Source organism: Massilia eburnea, from assembly GCF_050709955.1.
Classification (GTDB): domain Bacteria; phylum Pseudomonadota; class Gammaproteobacteria; order Burkholderiales; family Burkholderiaceae_D; genus Rugamonas; species Rugamonas eburnea_A.
Map to the genome: position 1 here is coordinate 62,509 of NZ_JBNZFX010000018.1, position 14,593 is coordinate 77,101.

Annotated in this window: 12 protein-coding genes and 3 pseudogenes; 7 read left to right on the forward strand and 8 right to left on the reverse strand. The window is 66.0% G+C overall.

Going from position 1 to position 14,593, the window contains the following annotated elements; genetic code table 11:
• Positions 1–115 precede the first annotated feature (115 nt).
• On the forward strand, positions 116–1,126 hold the full coding sequence (locus ACQ4MM_RS10590) for a sulfate ABC transporter substrate-binding protein (RefSeq protein WP_431477329.1): 1,011 nt from the start codon (positions 116–118) through the stop codon (positions 1,124–1,126).
• A 3-nt stretch (positions 1,127–1,129) separates the two neighbouring features.
• Here ACQ4MM_RS10590 and ACQ4MM_RS10595 read toward each other — a convergent pair whose 3' ends face one another.
• The 4 genes from ACQ4MM_RS10595 to ACQ4MM_RS10610 are packed head-to-tail and all read right to left on the reverse strand — an operon-like array spanning position 1,130 to position 8,124.
• On the reverse strand, positions 1,130–2,278 hold the full coding sequence (locus ACQ4MM_RS10595) for a response regulator (protein ID WP_431477330.1): 1,149 nt from the start codon (positions 2,276–2,278) through the stop codon (positions 1,130–1,132).
• A 1-nt stretch (position 2,279) separates the two neighbouring features.
• Positions 2,280–6,611: a response regulator gene (locus ACQ4MM_RS10600; protein WP_431477331.1), complete on the reverse strand. Its 4,332-nt coding sequence runs from the start codon at positions 6,609–6,611 to the stop codon at positions 2,280–2,282.
• Positions 6,612–6,620: 9 nt separating this feature from the next.
• Positions 6,621–6,965 carry a GAF domain-containing protein gene (locus ACQ4MM_RS10605; RefSeq protein WP_431477332.1) on the reverse strand — a complete coding sequence of 115 codons (345 nt, stop codon included), beginning with the start codon at positions 6,963–6,965 and terminating at the stop codon, positions 6,621–6,623.
• Positions 6,871–8,124 (reverse strand): cache domain-containing protein, encoded by a 1,254-nt coding sequence (locus ACQ4MM_RS10610; protein ID WP_431477333.1) that lies wholly within the window; start codon positions 8,122–8,124, stop codon positions 6,871–6,873. Before ACQ4MM_RS10610 ends, ACQ4MM_RS10605 begins: the two co-directional genes overlap by 95 nt.
• 231 nt (positions 8,125–8,355) lie before the next feature.
• On the opposite strand from ACQ4MM_RS10610, the pseudogene ACQ4MM_RS10615 reads away from it, so the two are divergent.
• The 4 genes and pseudogenes from ACQ4MM_RS10615 to ACQ4MM_RS10630 all read left to right on the forward strand — a co-directional run.
• Positions 8,356–8,766: pseudogene (locus ACQ4MM_RS10615) on the forward strand (serine hydrolase); the annotation flags it as partial.
• Positions 8,767–8,887: 121 nt separating this feature from the next.
• A complete protein-coding gene (locus ACQ4MM_RS10620; RefSeq protein WP_431477334.1) occupies positions 8,888–9,193 on the forward strand; it encodes a hypothetical protein in 306 nt (101 codons plus the stop codon).
• Between the two features lie 33 nt (positions 9,194–9,226).
• Entirely contained in the window at positions 9,227–10,129 is a 903-nt protein-coding gene (locus ACQ4MM_RS10625; protein ID WP_431477335.1) for a HAMP domain-containing protein, read from the forward strand.
• Positions 10,104–10,370, forward strand: a pseudogene (locus ACQ4MM_RS10630) (PAS domain-containing protein); the annotation flags it as partial. The gene ACQ4MM_RS10625 and the pseudogene ACQ4MM_RS10630, both read left to right, overlap by 26 nt.
• On the opposite strand, the gene ACQ4MM_RS10635 reads toward ACQ4MM_RS10630, so the two are convergent.
• Positions 10,320–10,475 carry a hypothetical protein gene (locus ACQ4MM_RS10635; protein ID WP_431477336.1) on the reverse strand — a complete coding sequence of 52 codons (156 nt, stop codon included), beginning with the start codon at positions 10,473–10,475 and terminating at the stop codon, positions 10,320–10,322. The pseudogene ACQ4MM_RS10630 and the gene ACQ4MM_RS10635 overlap by 51 nt on opposite strands.
• A 19-nt stretch (positions 10,476–10,494) precedes the next feature.
• Between ACQ4MM_RS10635 and ACQ4MM_RS10640 the strand changes: the two genes are divergently transcribed.
• Entirely contained in the window at positions 10,495–11,562 is a 1,068-nt protein-coding gene (locus ACQ4MM_RS10640) for a histidine kinase dimerization/phospho-acceptor domain-containing protein (protein ID WP_431477337.1), read from the forward strand.
• Here ACQ4MM_RS10640 and ACQ4MM_RS10645 read toward each other — a convergent pair.
• Positions 11,542–11,964 carry an ATP-dependent DNA helicase gene (locus ACQ4MM_RS10645; protein ID WP_431477338.1) on the reverse strand — a complete coding sequence of 141 codons (423 nt, stop codon included), beginning with the start codon at positions 11,962–11,964 and terminating at the stop codon, positions 11,542–11,544. The genes ACQ4MM_RS10640 and ACQ4MM_RS10645 overlap by 21 nt on opposite strands.
• A gap of 25 nt (positions 11,965–11,989) precedes the next feature.
• Between ACQ4MM_RS10645 and ACQ4MM_RS10650 the strand changes: the two genes are divergently transcribed.
• Positions 11,990–12,316 (forward strand): hypothetical protein, encoded by a 327-nt coding sequence (locus ACQ4MM_RS10650; protein ID WP_431477346.1) that lies wholly within the window; start codon positions 11,990–11,992, stop codon positions 12,314–12,316.
• A 167-nt stretch (positions 12,317–12,483) separates the two neighbouring features.
• Here ACQ4MM_RS10650 and ACQ4MM_RS10655 read toward each other — a convergent pair.
• Together ACQ4MM_RS10655 and ACQ4MM_RS10660 are read right to left on the reverse strand one after the other, a co-directional pair.
• Positions 12,484–12,561: pseudogene (locus ACQ4MM_RS10655) on the reverse strand (hypothetical protein); the annotation flags it as partial.
• A 17-nt stretch (positions 12,562–12,578) separates the two neighbouring features.
• On the reverse strand, positions 12,579–14,593 hold a 2,015-nt coding region (locus ACQ4MM_RS10660), incomplete at its 5' end, for an AAA family ATPase (RefSeq protein WP_431477339.1).

The window sequence follows — 14,593 nt, forward strand, 5'->3', positions numbered from 1 at the left end:
GGGGGCGTGCGCACTACCTTATCCGGTGCCGGGACTAAGCTTATAACGAATAAGTAGTTTCCTTTCGGCGCGAGATTCTAGACCATGCATATCTGTTTTCACAATAGAGATCGCCATGACTTATAACAAATTCGCATTTGCACTCGGCGCCACCCTGGCAGCGGCCACCATCGGTTTCGCCCCGCTCGCATCGGCCGCGGAAGTGACCCTGCTGAACGTGTCCTATGACGTGGCACGCGAGCTGTATAAAGATGTCAACCCGGCTTTCGCCGCTGCATACAAGAAGAGCACCGGCGTGGACGTCACCATCAAGCAGTCGCACGGCGGCTCGTCCAAGCAGGCGCGCGCCGTGGCCGATGGCCTGGAAGCGTCGGTGGTGACCATGAACCAGGCCAACGACATCGACATGCTGGCCGACCGTGGCCTGGTGGTGCAGGACTGGGCCAAAAAGTTCCCGAACAATGCAGCGCCAGCCTACTCCACCATGGTCTACCTGGTGCGCAAGGGTAATCCGAAAGCGATCAAGGACTGGAGCGACCTGGCCAAGCCGGGCGTGGCCGTCGTGATCCCGAATCCTAAAACCGCGGGCAATGGCCGCTATACCTACCTCGCCGCATGGGGTTCGGTGTTGAAGAAAGGCGGCAATGAGGCGCAAGCGCGCGAGCTGGTCGGCAAGATCTTCAAGAACGTGCCGGTGCTGGATGGCGGCGGCCGCGCCGCCACCACGACTTTCACCCAGCGCCAGATCGGCGATGTGCTGGTGACCTTCGAGAACGAAGTGAACCTGGTGCGCGCTGAATTCGGCGACGACTTCGAGGTGGTGTATCCATCGTCTTCGATCCTGGCTGAATCGCCGGTGGCCGTAGTCGACAAGGTGGTGGACAAGAAAGGCATCCGCAAGGAAGCCACCGCCTACCTGAACTTCCTGTACTCCGATGCCGGCCAGGAGATCATCGCCAAGCACTACCTGCGCCCACGTTCGGACGCGGTATTCAAGAAGTACGCGGCCACCTTCAAGCCGATTTCGCTGTTCACCGTGGATGAAGTGTTCGGCGGCTGGCGTGCAGCCCAGAAGAAGCACTTCGACGACGGCGGCGAGTTCGACAAGATCTACACCTCAAAGTAAGCCTCAGGCTTTCGTCAGGCGTTCAATCTGCGCCTTTTTCTCGGCCATGTCATGGTCGGTATCATGGAACCGCGCCGCAATGGCGCGGAACTCCTCCTGCAAGCCGATGAATGCATCGATCATGTCGGGATCGAAGTGTTTGCCCTTGCCTTCGATGATGATCTGCACCGCCTGCTCGTGCGACATGCCGTCCTTGTAGACCCGGCGGCTGATCAGGGCGTCGTACACATCCGCCACCGCCATCAAGCGCGCCGAAACCGGGATCGCTTCTCCGGCCAGCCCTTCCGGATAGCCTGAACCGTCCCACTTTTCCTGATGCGAAAACGCGATCTCCTTGGCGATCGACAGGAAGGCCATCGGGGTACCCAAGGAGCGTTCGGCATGTTCGATGGCGGCGCGGCCCAGCGTGGTATGCGTTTTCATGATCTCGAATTCGTGCGGCTCGAACCTGCCTGGCTTGAGCAGGATGCGGTCGGGGATGCCGACCTTGCCGATATCGTGCAGCGGGGCCGATTTGAACAGCAGGTTGATGTAGTTATCGCTCAGCACGGCGCTGAAGCGCGGGTGGCCCTTCAAGCGTTCGGCCAGCGCCTTGACGTAGAACTGGGTGCGGCGGATATGGTTGCCGGTTTCCGAGTCGCGGGTTTCCGCCATCGATGCCATGGCGAGGATGGTGACGTCCTGGATCGCCACCACTTCGCGCGTGCGCTCCCGCACTTCCTGCTCCAGGAACTCGTTCTGGTCGCGCAGGAAATCGGCATGCTCCTTCAGCTTCAGATGGTTGCGAACGCGCGCCAGCGTGATCGGCGGGCTGATTGGCTTGGTGATGTAGTCGACTGCGCCCAGCTCCAGGCCCAGCCGCTCGTCCTCCACTTCCGACTTGGCGGTCAGGAAGATGATGGGGATATCGCGCGTGGCCGGATCGGCCTTCAGGCGGCGGCATACTTCATAACCGTCCATTTCCGGCATCATCACGTCCAGCAGCACCACGTCGGGCGGCTGGCCGGTGGCGGCGATGCGCAGGGCCTTTTCGCCGCTATTGGCGACCTTTACCTTGTACAGGTCTTTCAGGAGGTCGTTCATCAGCACCAGGTTGTCGGGCGAGTCATCGACCAGCAGCACGGTTTTCTTTGCGATCAGTTCCAGTTCCATCTCACTTTCCCTCCAGGCTAGCCATTGCTTCGTCCAGCGCCGCCAGCGCGGCTTCCAGGTCCAGGTTACCAATTCCGTTTGCGATACGGCGCCAATGATCGGGCAAGGCCGCCTTGAATTGCGCCAGCTCGGCATCCCACAGCTCGGCCGCTTCCGAATCGCTGTCGGCCAGCAGATGGCGCAGGCGGCCAAGCGGGGGCGGCGCAGCCACTGTTGGCGCGGGCGCAAACGCTGCGGCGGCAGCGTGGACCGGCGCCAACGCCGGGTGCAAGGCGCCTCCGCGCGTCGCCGCATCGAGCGCGCGCAGTGCGGCAAGCAGCGGGTCCAGCTCCACCAGCACCATGGCCAGCAGGCGCTCCAGGTCTTCGCGTGGCGCGCCTTGCTGGCAGGCCTGCTCCAAATCCTGCGCGGCCTGCTGCACGCTGCGGGCGCCGATATTGCCGGCCACGCCCTTCAGGGTGTGCGCCAGGCGCTCCGGCGCCGCAGCATCGCCGCCCAGCAAGGCTTGCACGAACATGGCGGAGAACTCCTGCTGGCCATCGCGGAACTTGAGCAGCAGGCGGCGGTACAGTTTCTCGTCGCCCATCGATGTCGCGAGCCCCGCCCGCACATCGACCATCGGCAGCGCTGGCAGCGGTGCAGGCTGGGCGCCGGCGGCACTGGCGGAGGCCGCGCCCGGCTTGCGCGGGACCTGCTGCATGCCACCGGCCGCCGGCCCGCCCGGCTCCGGCCGCAGCCAGCGCGCCAGCGTAGCGTACATTTCAGCCACATTGACCGGCTTCGCGATATGGTCCTGCATGCCGCTGGCCAGTACCTTTTCACGGTCGCCTGCCATGGCGTTGGCCGTCATGGCGATAACCGGCAACTTGTCCAGCGCAGGAATGCCGCGAATTGCGCGCGAAGCCTGGAAGCCATCCATCACCGGCATCTGGCAGTCCATCAGCACGCCGTCGAAGCGCGCGTCTTGCGCCAGGATGTCAAGCGCCTCCTGCCCATGGCATGCCAGCACCGCCTCGATACCCGCCTTGCCCAGCAGGTCGATCGCCAGCTCCTGGTTCAGCTCATTGTCTTCGACCAGCAGCACGCGCGTGCCGGCCAGGCGCGCCATGATTTCGCCCTGCTGCAGGTCGCGCTCCGCCGAACGGCGGCCTTCGATCAGCACGCCCTTGCCCAGCGCCTCCCCGACCGCTTCCAGCAGCGCGGACGGCGTCACCGGCTTGGTCAGCACGGATTTGAGCTGGACCTGGCGCTCCTCCGCACTGGTCAGGGCTTCCTCGCGGCCATAGGCGGTCACCATGATCACGGCCGGCAGGCGCCCGGCCTGCCCCGACTGCAGGCGGCGCACCGTTTCCACCCCGTCCATTGAGGGCATCTTCCAATCCATCAGGATCAGGTCATATGGCATGCCCTGCCGCTCCGCGCGCGACGCCAGTTCCAGCGCCTGTTGGCCGCTCAGCGCAACCTCGACTTCCAGGCCGAAGGATCGGGCAACCGTGGACAGGATCTCGCGCGCCGAGGCATTGTCGTCCACCACCAGCACGCGCACGCCCAGCAACTCGTCGGCGCGGAACATGCGGCGCGGTTTCGGATTGGACTGCAATCCGAAGCGCGCCGTGAAGTGAAAAGTGGAGCCCTTGCCTTCCATGCTTTCGACCCAGATGCGCCCCCCCATCAGCTCCAGCAGGTTCTTGCTGATTACCAGGCCAAGGCCGGTGCCGCCATACTTGCGGGTGGTGGAGGCATCGGCCTGGCTGAAGGACTGGAACAGTTTTGCGCTTTGCGCCTCGCTCATGCCGATACCCGAGTCGCGCACCCAGAAGTGCAGCTCGATGCCCTGTTCGTCCTGGGCCGACTGCTCGATGCCGACCACCACTTCGCCGTTGGCGGTGAACTTGACCGCATTATTGGCCAGGTTGACCAGCACCTGCCCGATGCGCAGCGGATCGCCCACCAGGCCGGTCGGCAGTTCCGGCGCCACCTGGAACAGCAGCTCCAGCCCCTTGTCCTCGGCCTTGAAGCCGATCAGGTTGGCCAGGTTGTCAAGCACGTCGTCGAGATCGAATTCGACCTGCTCCACCGTCATCTTGCCGGCCTCGATCTTCGAGAAGTCGAGGATGTCGTTGATGATGCCGAGCAGGTTCTCGCCGGCACGCTGCACCTTCTCGACGTAGTTGCGCTGGCGCCTGTCGAGATTGGTCTGCAAAGCCAGGTGCGACATGCCGATGATGGCGTTCATCGGGGTGCGGATTTCGTGGCTCATATTGGCCAGGAAATCGCTCTTGGCCCGGGTTGCGGCCTGCGCCTGCTCCTTGGCGATGCGCAGTTCGTCCTCGGCCGCCTTTTGCGCCGTGATGTCCTGGTACACGCCGTACATGAAGCGCGGCGTTCCGCCTTCCTCGTCGCGCACCACAGTGCCGACCGCGTGCAACCAGATGATGCGGCCATCCAACGGGCGCTTGTAGGCATACACGGCATCGAACTTGTCGTACGTGCCGTCCAGCGCACCCTGCACCCGCGCCGCAACACGCAGCGCGCCTTCGGGATCGGCTTCCACCACGCGCGCAAACCATTCGTCCTGCAGGTGGTAGCGGCCATCGGGCCGCGGCGCTTCGCCCAGCAGGCGCGCCGCGCGCTCGGACTGCGTGTAGTAGGCCGGATCGCTGTAGTCGACCACCCAGTAGCCGCAGCCGGTCATCTCCAGCGCGATATCGCCGAGGAAGTTGCTGCGCGTGATCTGCTGCTCCAAGGCCTTGCGTTCGGTGATGTCGCGAAACACCAGTACCGAACCGACTTGCGCGCCATCCTTGTACATCGGCCGGTCCACGCAATCGACCGGGAAAGTGCTGCCATCCTTGCGTTTCAACTGTTCGCTGTCCTGCTGCCATTCGGCGCCGACCAGTTCGGCCTCGTCGCAGCCGAGCAGGGCCGGCGCCGCCGGGTTGACGAAGGTGATCCGCCCGCCCAGGTCGAGGCCGACAATGCCATCGCTCACCGTGCCCAGCACCAGGCGGCTGCGCTCTTCCAGCACCCTGGTGCGCTCATTGCGCTCCAGGATTTCCATATTCATGGCCACCACCGGCAACGCACCATCGAGCAGCGACTGGGCCTGGTCGCCATATGGCTCCAGCGTCGCCAGTTCCAGCACGCCCAGCAGGCGCTCATTGCGCAGCACCGGCACGATGGCGATGCTGGCCGGATCGGCCTCGCCCAGGGCGGAGCCAATGCGGACATAACCGGCCGGCGCTTGCCGCATGATGATTGGCTTGCGTTCGGCCGCGCATTGCCCCACCAGCCCTTCGCCCAGCAGGAAGCGCTGCTGCGCCGCGGACCTGCCGCGCAACGCGTAGCCGGCCAGCAGCGACAGGCTGCCATCTTCCGCTTCATGGCGGTAGAAGGCCGCGTGGCCGGCCTGCACCAGCGGCGCCAGTGCCGCCAATGTGCGCGCGGCCAGGTCTTGCGCGCTTTCGGCCGATTGCAAGTCGTTGCCGATCGCGGCCAGGTGGCTCTTGAGCCAGCGCTGCGCCTCCATCTTGCAGGCCTCTTCCTGCAGCACCTTGATTGCGCGCGCCAGGCTGCCCATTTCGTTCGGGAAGTCGGTCAGCGGAACCTGCGCACTCAGTTTGCCTTGCGCCAGTTGCTGCACGGCGCTGCGCAGGCGGTCCGACGGCAGTCGCACCGAGCGTGCCACCAGGTAGCTGAACAGGATGCCCAGCACCAGGCTCAGTCCGAGCAGGCCGTAAGTCAGCTGCTTCTCATAGCGCGACAGCGCCTGCATTTCCTCGATCTGGTGGCGTGCACTGTCTTCCTTGATTTCCGCAATCCGCGTCAAGGCATTGTTGGCACGCATGCCGTGTTCCTGGAAGCGCGGATCAGCCACCACGGCGGCCGCCTGCTCCGGCTGGCCGGCACGCAGCAGCCGTACCGCCTGGTCCACCCGCAAGTGGTAATCGGCGTAGGCCGTTTCGAATTCGGCCAGGTTCTTGCGGTTTTCCTCGCGGATGATGCGCGGGCGCAGTTCTTCCAGCGCACGGTCCTGGCGGCGCTGGGCTTCTTCAATCAAGGACAGGGCATAATCGCGGCCGGCACTGTCGCGCGCCAGCAAGGCCTGCTGCAAGGCGCGTCCACGCTGGGCGAACTGGATCAGCGCGTCCTTGGCGTCGGAGATGCCCAGCAAGTCGTTCTTGTAGATGCCGAGGATCTGGTCGTGCATGTGGGCCTGGGTGGTGACGTTGTGCAGCCCGAACGCCAGCGTGATCAACAGGCTGCCGCCAAAACCCAGCGCGAGCTTCCACGTCAGGCCCAGTTTTTCAAGTCTAGTCAGTAAGCGGGCCACACTGCCTCCCTACTCAGTCATGTAAATCGCCAGCAGGTCCAGCGCTGACAGGAATTGCTCATAAGTGGCCGCATCCGGCGCCTGCAGCACCGCCAGTTCCACGGCCCCAAGCAGGCGCCCCCGCAACTGGACCGGCGCCAGCAACAAGGCACCCGGGGCGACACTACCCAGGCCGGAGCGGATGCTCCATGCGGTGCCTGCGCCCCCGGCGCCAACGATGCGCGGTTCGCGCCCCAGTGCACATTGGCCGAGCAGGCCCTCACCCAGTGCCAGGCGCTGCGGCGGCGCCGTGCTGGCATAACTGGCGGCCAGCGCCAGTCCATCGCCATCGGCTGCGTAGATGGCGCCCTGCATGGCGCCGAACAGTTGATGGCATTGCTCGAGGAAGGTGTTCAGGCGGGCATGGCGCTCGGGCGCCTGCTGCATCTGCAGCGCCACCTGGGCCAGCTGCATCTTGCGTTCGGCGCGCAAGGCCTGTTCTTGCGCCACGCGTTCGAGTTCGCGGTGGACGCGCTGCTGGGCCGCCTGGCTGCGCACGGCGCGCAGTAATGCCGCCCCCAGCAGGACCACCACGGCCGCAGCCATGGCGGCGGCCGGCACGCCCGCTACCCGGCGGCACGCTCTGGCCCAGGTCTTCCAGCACCACCAATTGCCAGGCGCCGGAGGGATCGTGCCAGTCCACGGCAGCCGACGCCACTGCATACTGCCGCCCTTCCCCCTGCACCAGGCCCGGCGCAATGCTGACCGGCAGCGGACGCGGCTCCTGCTCTTCGAACAGCTTGCCGAACTGGCGCACAGCCCGGATTTCGGCCACCCTGGCCGGCGTCACCGGGCCGGCCAGCATGCCGCGCCACTCATGCCGGCTGCTGGCGAACACCACGCCCTGCGGCGACAGCAGCATGGCGGCCTGGCCGCTGCGCGCCAGCAGGCGTTCCAGCTTTTCCATATCGGTGCGCGCCACCACCACGCCGACCGGATCGCCGCTGCGCGCCATGGCGGCATATACCGGCGCCGCGAAATACAGGGCATGGTCGCCGCGCGCCAGGCTGACCGCGGCGTAGATGTTGTTGCGCCCGGCCATCGCCTGCTGGTAATAGGGGCGGAAGCGCACGTCGATGCCGGTGGAGGGCTTTCCGCTGTCATCCCATGACGATTTGACAAAGCCATCTTTGCCGACCACGAATAAACCCTGGATTTGCTGGCTGCGGGCGATGCTTTCCAATAAAGCCGATATTTTCGGCTGGCTGGAGCGAATTGCTTCAGCGCTTTCATTTTTGATATCCGGCTCAATCAATCCGAGCAGGGAAATCGCCCCCATCAAATTACTATCCAGGGTTAATGACATGGCGGCAATTGCGTCGCGCTGCACGTCGATATTCAATAACGCCAGACGGTCCTGCTCCAGCTTGCCGCGGTAGCCGGCGCCGGCCAGCCAGGCCGCTGCCACGGCCGACAAGATCACCACGGTCCAGGCGCGCAGCGGATGTTTTGCAATTCTCTCAATTACCAACATGGCAAATTTCAAGAGGGAAATATTATCGAATAACAATAGCAGTATTCCCGGCGCGTGTGCCGCACGCCATCTTTTTTATTGTTCAGTTGCGCATGATTGACGTTTGCTGGACGAGTTAACCCGATAGTGATATTGTCCATATTTAGAATATTGCCTCTTATCCAGCATTATTCCGCCCCGAACGAACGCCCCAATCCGATCATGTTCAAGAAAATAACCGCAGCCCTGCTGATGTCGATCTCCGCAGCCGCGTTTGCCGTGCCTTTGGGCTCGCAATCCGTGCTTGTCGTCGAGGATGAGACTGGCAAAGTGCTGGTCGAGAAGAACGCCACCGCCGTTGTTCCGATCGCCTCCCTGACCAAATTGATGACCGCAATGGTCGTGCTCGACTCCAAACTTGATATGGACGAGCAGATCAGCATCGACAAGGACGACGTCGATACGCTCAAGCACAGCACCTCGCGCGTGCCGGTCGGCGCCGCCATCTCGCGCGGCGAGCTGCTGCAACTGGCGCTGATGTCGTCCGATAACCGCGCCGCCGCCGCGCTGGCCCGCACCTTCCCCGGCGGGCCGGCCGCCTTTACGGCCGCCGTGCATGCCAAGATCCAGCAGCTTGGCATGACCAGCACCCAGATCGATGAACCAACCGGCCTGTCGCCTAACAATATATCGAATGCCGCCGACCTGGTGAAAATGGGCCGCCGCCGCCGCCCGCTATCCCGAGATCCGCCGCATCACGACCGACACCGAGGAAGTGATCAGCATGAAGGGGCGCATGGTGCAGTACCACAACACCAACCGCCTGGTCGGCGCCAAGGGCTGGGATATCGGCCTGTCCAAGACCGGCTATACCGAAGAAGCGGGCCGCTGCCTGATCATGCGCATCACCGAAGCCGGCCGCGCAGCAACCCTGGTGCTGCTGAACGCCGGGGGCAATTCGGCGCGCCTGATGGATGCGCTGAACATCCGCCGCCTGCTGGCGGGCGACAACGCTCCCAAAGTGATGAAAGCATCCAGCCCGCGCAAGAAAGCCGTGCGCACAACGGAACGCCGTCGCCGCCGCATGTAGCACACCTGACGGGGTTCGCTGCCGAGAGGCACCATGGACCTGCTGCGCAACCTGCGCTTCGCGCGCCGCCTGGCGATCCTCGTGGGGATCTTCGCCGGCGGCTTCCTGCTATATGGACTATGGTCGTTCCGCACCCTCGATGCGCTGCGCGTCAACGGTCCCCTGTATGGCGAAGTAATCCAGGGCAAGGACCTGATCGCCGACGTGCTGCCGCCGCCGCTGTACATCATCGAGTCCTTCCTGGTGGCGCAGCAGCTGGCTGCCGCCAGCAGCCAGGTCGAGCGCGAACAGCTGGCGCAGCGCCTGCGCACCTTGCATGCGCAGCAGGTTGCGCGCGTCCATTACTGGCAAAGCCGCCCGCTTGACGGCGGCCTGGCCGAATCGCTCAAGCAAGCGAACCTGCAGGCGAGCGCGTTTCTACAACGAAGCCTTCAGCCAACTGGTACCGGGCGCTGGAGCTGGACGACCGGCCGCGCGCCGAGCACGCGCTGGCAAAGATGCAGCGCCATTACGAGCTGCACCGGCAAGTCATCGACAACCTGGTCAACCAGGCGGCCAGCCGCGCGCGCTTTACCGAAGGCCAGGCGGCCGAGCGCATTCGCGCCGACAAGCGCATTGATGCTGGCGATCCTGGCCGGCTCGCTGGCGCTCGCGGTGGCCATGGCATGGCTGATCAGCCGCAGCATCACGCAACCATTGGCACAGGCGTTGGCCATCGCGCAGCGCGTGCGCGATGGCAACCTGACTTCGCCGCCTCCGCAGCCCTACCACGACGAAACGGGCGAACTGCTGTCGTCGCTGCATGCGCTGCAGCAGGGCCTGGGCTCGGCGGCAGCCGCGCGCGGCGAGTCGGAGCGCAAGCTGCAACTGCACACGCCAGTTGCTGGACCGCTTGCTGAACAGTGCCGGCATGCTGGTGCTGGGCCTGGGGCATGACGGCGAGGTGCTGATCTTCAATGAAACGGCGGCCCGGGTCACCGGCTGCAGCCGCGACAGCGTGCTGGGCCGCGTATGGCGCGACCTGCCGCTGCTGCCCATGTCGGCCGTATCGCAATGGCCGCAGGGCGCGCATCCCGAACAGTTCCGCGCCATGCCGGCCAGCCACGAACACCTGCTGCACACCGCATCAGGCGACGAGCGCCGCATCGCCTGGCACCATAGCGCCCTGGAAGAAGGCGAGATTGCCTTGCTCAGTTTCGGCATCGACGTGACCGAGCTGCGCCAGGCCGAACGCGCAATCGGGGGCGGCCCACGAGGCGGCGCAGCATGCCAACCGCAGCAAGAGCGCCTTCCTGGCCAATATGGGCCACGAAATCCGCACGCCGCTGAACGCCATCATCGGACTGACCGAGCTGGCCTTGCGCGGGCCGCTCGATGCGCGCCAGCGCAGCTATCTCGAGCAGGTCGATGGCGCTGCCGCCAGCCTGATGGCGATGTTCAACGATATCCTCGATTTTTCGCGCATCGAGGCAGGCAAGCTCCATATGGAAGATTGCGTGTTCAGCGTGCGCCACGCGGCCGAACAGGCTTGCGCCGAGTGGCAGGCGGCAGCGCAAGCCGAAGGCCTGCTGCTCGAATGCACGGTGGACGCCGATTTGCCGCAGGAAGTCGTGGGCGATGCGGCGCGCCTGCAGCAACTGCTGCAGCACCTGCTGGCGCATTCCGTCAAATTCACGGAACGAGGCCAGGTGCAGTTGCTGCTGCGGCGGGAAGGTGCCGGCGGCGCGGACGGCACGCTGCTGCGCTGGGAAGTGCGCGACAGCGGCGCAGCGCGCGATGCGGCAGTCCAGTTGTACGAGCCGGCCGGGCCGGGCGATTCCGCGGCCGGCCTCGGGCTCTCGGTGGCGCGCCAGCTGGCGGCCATGATGGGCGGCCACCTGCTGCTGGAGAGCGATCCAGCCGAAGGCAACCGCTTCGTGTTCACCGCACTGTTCCGCCATCCGCTGCCGGGAACTGTCGCCGGCGCCGAAGCGCAGGCGGCAGCGCAGGCGGCGTTCCCGGCCCTGGCCGCCCTCGGCGCCGACATGGCAGGGGCGCTGGCGCGCCAACAGGGCAACCGCGCGCAATTGCGCAAGGTGCTGGGCCAGTTCCTGCAAAGCCAGGCCGCGCTGCACGCCGCCATCGGCGACGCGGTGGCGCTGGGCGACCGCCAGCGCGCACAGCGCATGGCGCACACGCTGGCCGGACTAGCGGCGCAGCTGGGCCTGGAAGGCTTGCGCCAGGCCGCGGCAGACGTGACCAATGCGCTGCGCGCCGGCGGCGATGCTGCGGCCGAACTGGCGCAGCTTGCACCGGAACTGGATACGGTGCTGCAGGCGATCCACGCCGACCTGCAGGCGGCCGATGAATCAGGCGAGCAGGCTGCGTAAGCCGCTGGTGCGCTCGGTGCGGCGCCGGATTGCGTCCGGCAGCACGCCGGGATTGGGCGTCAGCAGCGTAAAGCGCTGGCGGGCGCGCGTGATGCCGGTGTAGACCAGTTCGCGCGCCAGCACGCTGGAAGCTTCGCGCGGCAGCACCAGCACGGTGTGGCTGAATTCCGAACCCTGCGATTTGTGCACCGTCATGGCGAAAGCGGTTTCCACATTGCGCAGGCGGGTCGCCAGCACGCTGCGCACCTGGCCGCCGTCCGAGAAGTAGACGCGCAGCGAGCTGCTGCGCTCCGGGTCGGGCAGCACCAGGCCGATGTCGCCGTTGTACACACCCGTTGCGTAGTCGTTGCGCGTGACCATGACCGGGCGGCCCACATACCAGTCGCCGCGCCGCTTCAGCAAATCGTGTTCTTCGAGGCGCTGTGCAATGCTGTCGTTCAGAGCCCGCGACGCCCCATTCGCCTTCGCGCACCGAGCACAGGAGGCGGAAGCCCTCGAAGGCCTGCAGCACGCTGGCGCTCCATTGATCGTGCGGGGTAGTGCCCGCGCCCTGCCCGATCATGTGCAGGAAGGGCCGGTAGCCCTCCACTGCCAGGCGCAGCAAGTCCTCCTGCTGCGCCGCTTCGTTCCAGTGCAGTTGCCCGCCGCTGTCCGAGCGCAGCACCGCGCGGGCGGCTTCGGCATCGCCGTGGTTGACGGCAATGGCCAACTGCCCGATCGGCCCGCCGAAACGCCGGCCTCTGGCGCAGCATGACGGTCTGCTGCGCCAGGGCGCCCGCATTGCCGAGAAATTCCGGCGGGATGGCCTGCCCGGACGCCGCTGCCACGAAAGCCGCCGTGGCGGGCGCTGTAGCCGCCGGCCTGGGCGTCGTGGCACAGGTCTCCCAGCACCGAGCCTGCTTCCACCGATGCCAGCTGGTCCTTGTCGCCCAACAGGATCAGGCGCGCACCGTCCGGCAAGGCGTCCAGCAAGGCCGCCATCATCTCCAGGTGCACCATGGACGCTTCGTCCACGATCAGGACGTCGACGTCGAGCGGGTTGCCGGGCGTTGTGGCGGAACGCGCGCGTGTCCGGTGCGCGCGCCAAGCAGCGAATGCAGGGTACGGGCCCCGCCCATGCGCTGCGCCAGTTCGCGCAGCGGCAAGGCACCGCCCAGGCTTTGCTCCAGGTCCCCCAGCGTGCTGTCGATGGCTTGCTTCAGGCGCGCGGCGGCTTTGCCGGTGGGCGCAGCCAGCGCCACGCGCAGTTGGCCGGCGTGCTCGCCTTCCACCGCAAACAGCAATGCCAGCAGGCGCGCCACCGTATAAGTCTTGCCGGTACCCGGACCGCCGGTAATCACAGCCAGCCCGCCGCGCGAGGCAACCGCGCAGGCGATCTTCTGCCAGTCCGCGCCGCCCTCGCGCGTGGCATGCGTGAACAGGCGGTCCAGCCATTCGCGCACCAGCGCCGGATCGGACAAATGCGGCGTGTCGGTCCGTGCACGCACCGCGCGGGCAACGGTGTTTTCGTCGGACCAGTAGCGGCGCAGGTACAGGCGGCCCCCGGCCAGCACCAGCGGCTGGCCTTGATCGACGCCGCCAGGCCACGCCAGCACTTGCGGGCAGGCCTGCAGCAAGTCGTGCCAGGCCGCCAGGCTTGGCGGCAGTGTGCCCGCTTCCAGACACAGGCTTTGCCAGTCGTCCTCGCCCCAGCCCAGCATCGGCGAGGGATCGCCGGCCAGCGCCGACAACTGCAGGCAGCTGTGGCCGCGGCCTTCCAGCTCGGACAGCAGCAGGCAGGCCAGCGCCAGCGGCGTGCCCGACGCGAAGCTGCCGTCCGGCTCCAGCGAGGTCACGAAGCGTGCAAACTCGGGCCCCAGGCGGCGCAGCATGCCGCCTTCGGCCAGCATGTCGATATGTTCGTAAAAACTCATTGGCAAAGCCCGTCCAGTCCATCCAGCAATTCGGCATCCGGCGGCAACAGGTAGCAGCCGCGCGTCTGCGCATTGCCGACGCCGCGCAGGAAGTAAAAGATTGCGCCGCCCAGCTGGGTGGCCGGGTCGTAGGCATCGCCCAGGCGCGTGCGCAGCAGGCGGTGCAGTGCCAGCATATAGATCGCGCCCTGCACATCGTAGCGGTGCGCGGCCATGCCGTGCGCCAGCGCCGCCTTGTGGTAGGCCGAATCGCCGGCCGCCCAGCGCATTCGATTTATAGTCCAGCACCCAGTAACGCCCCTGGTGCTCGAACACCAGGTCGCAGAAGCCCTTCAGCATGCCATGCAGTTCGCGCTGCGGCAAGCCGGGACGCGCAATGCCCTCCAGCAGGTGCTGGCGGCACAGGCGGTCCAGCTTGCCCGTATCCAGCCGCTCGCTGGGAAACCAGAACTCCATTTCCGGCAGCAGCTGTCCGATGGCGTCGAGCGCGCCGCCCAGCGGCGGCAGTTCGGTGCTGGCAATCACAGCGCAGGCCATTCCAATGTGTCGGCCTCGCGATGGCCCCAGCCGGCGCGCTTGATCTGGCGCGCCGCGCGCTGCGCGTAGTGTTCCTGGTTGATCGCGGCAAAGCCGTCGCGCGCCAGCGATTCGAGCTGGTCGTGCAGGAAATTGCCGGGCACGGAGCCGCGCGGGGAAGCGGTGCCAGGCGGTATCTTCGACGCGCAACACCACGCCCGCTTCTTCGCCTTCCAGCAGGGTTTCCTGCGCGGCGTACATCGGCGCCGGCAGCGGCTCGCCGCCGCTGCGCCTTGCCAGTGAGGTAAAGCTGCCGACCGACCAGTCGCGCTCGAATTCGCCCTGATAGGCCTGTGGCGCTTCCAGTGGCGGTCGCTCCACCGCGCGAGCCAGGCGGGTCACCGGCACGCCAGGCTCCAGCAGGGAGACCGAAATGGCATCGCAGCCGGCACGCAGTTGCTGCCAGCTTTCCAGCAATTGGCCGGACGGCAGCGGCTCGCCGCCTGTCAGCAAATAGCCGAGGGCCGAGTCGTGCAGGGTGTTCTCATCCTTCTTGCGCGCCGGCAGCGCTGCAACCCCCAGCCACAGGGAAGTGGCGCGCC

Excerpts from the sequence above, each read along its gene's own strand:
- ACQ4MM_RS10590 (WP_431477329.1), top strand. The coding sequence starts at position 116 with ATGACTTATAACAAATTCGCATTTGCACTCGGCGCCACCCTGGCAGCG.
- ACQ4MM_RS10595 (WP_431477330.1), bottom strand. The coding sequence starts at position 2,278 with ATGGAACTGGAACTGATCGCAAAGAAAACCGTGCTGCTGGTCGATGAC.
- ACQ4MM_RS10605 (WP_431477332.1), bottom strand. The coding sequence starts at position 6,965 with ATGCAGGGCGCCATCTACGCAGCCGATGGCGATGGACTGGCGCTGGCC.
- ACQ4MM_RS10610 (WP_431477333.1), bottom strand. The coding sequence starts at position 8,124 with ATGTTGGTAATTGAGAGAATTGCAAAACATCCGCTGCGCGCCTGGACC.
- ACQ4MM_RS10620 (WP_431477334.1), top strand. The coding sequence starts at position 8,888 with ATGAAGGGGCGCATGGTGCAGTACCACAACACCAACCGCCTGGTCGGC.
- ACQ4MM_RS10625 (WP_431477335.1), top strand. The coding sequence starts at position 9,227 with ATGGACCTGCTGCGCAACCTGCGCTTCGCGCGCCGCCTGGCGATCCTC.
- ACQ4MM_RS10640 (WP_431477337.1), top strand. The coding sequence starts at position 10,495 with ATGGGCCACGAAATCCGCACGCCGCTGAACGCCATCATCGGACTGACC.
- ACQ4MM_RS10650 (WP_431477346.1), top strand. The coding sequence starts at position 11,990 with ATGCTGTCGTTCAGAGCCCGCGACGCCCCATTCGCCTTCGCGCACCGA.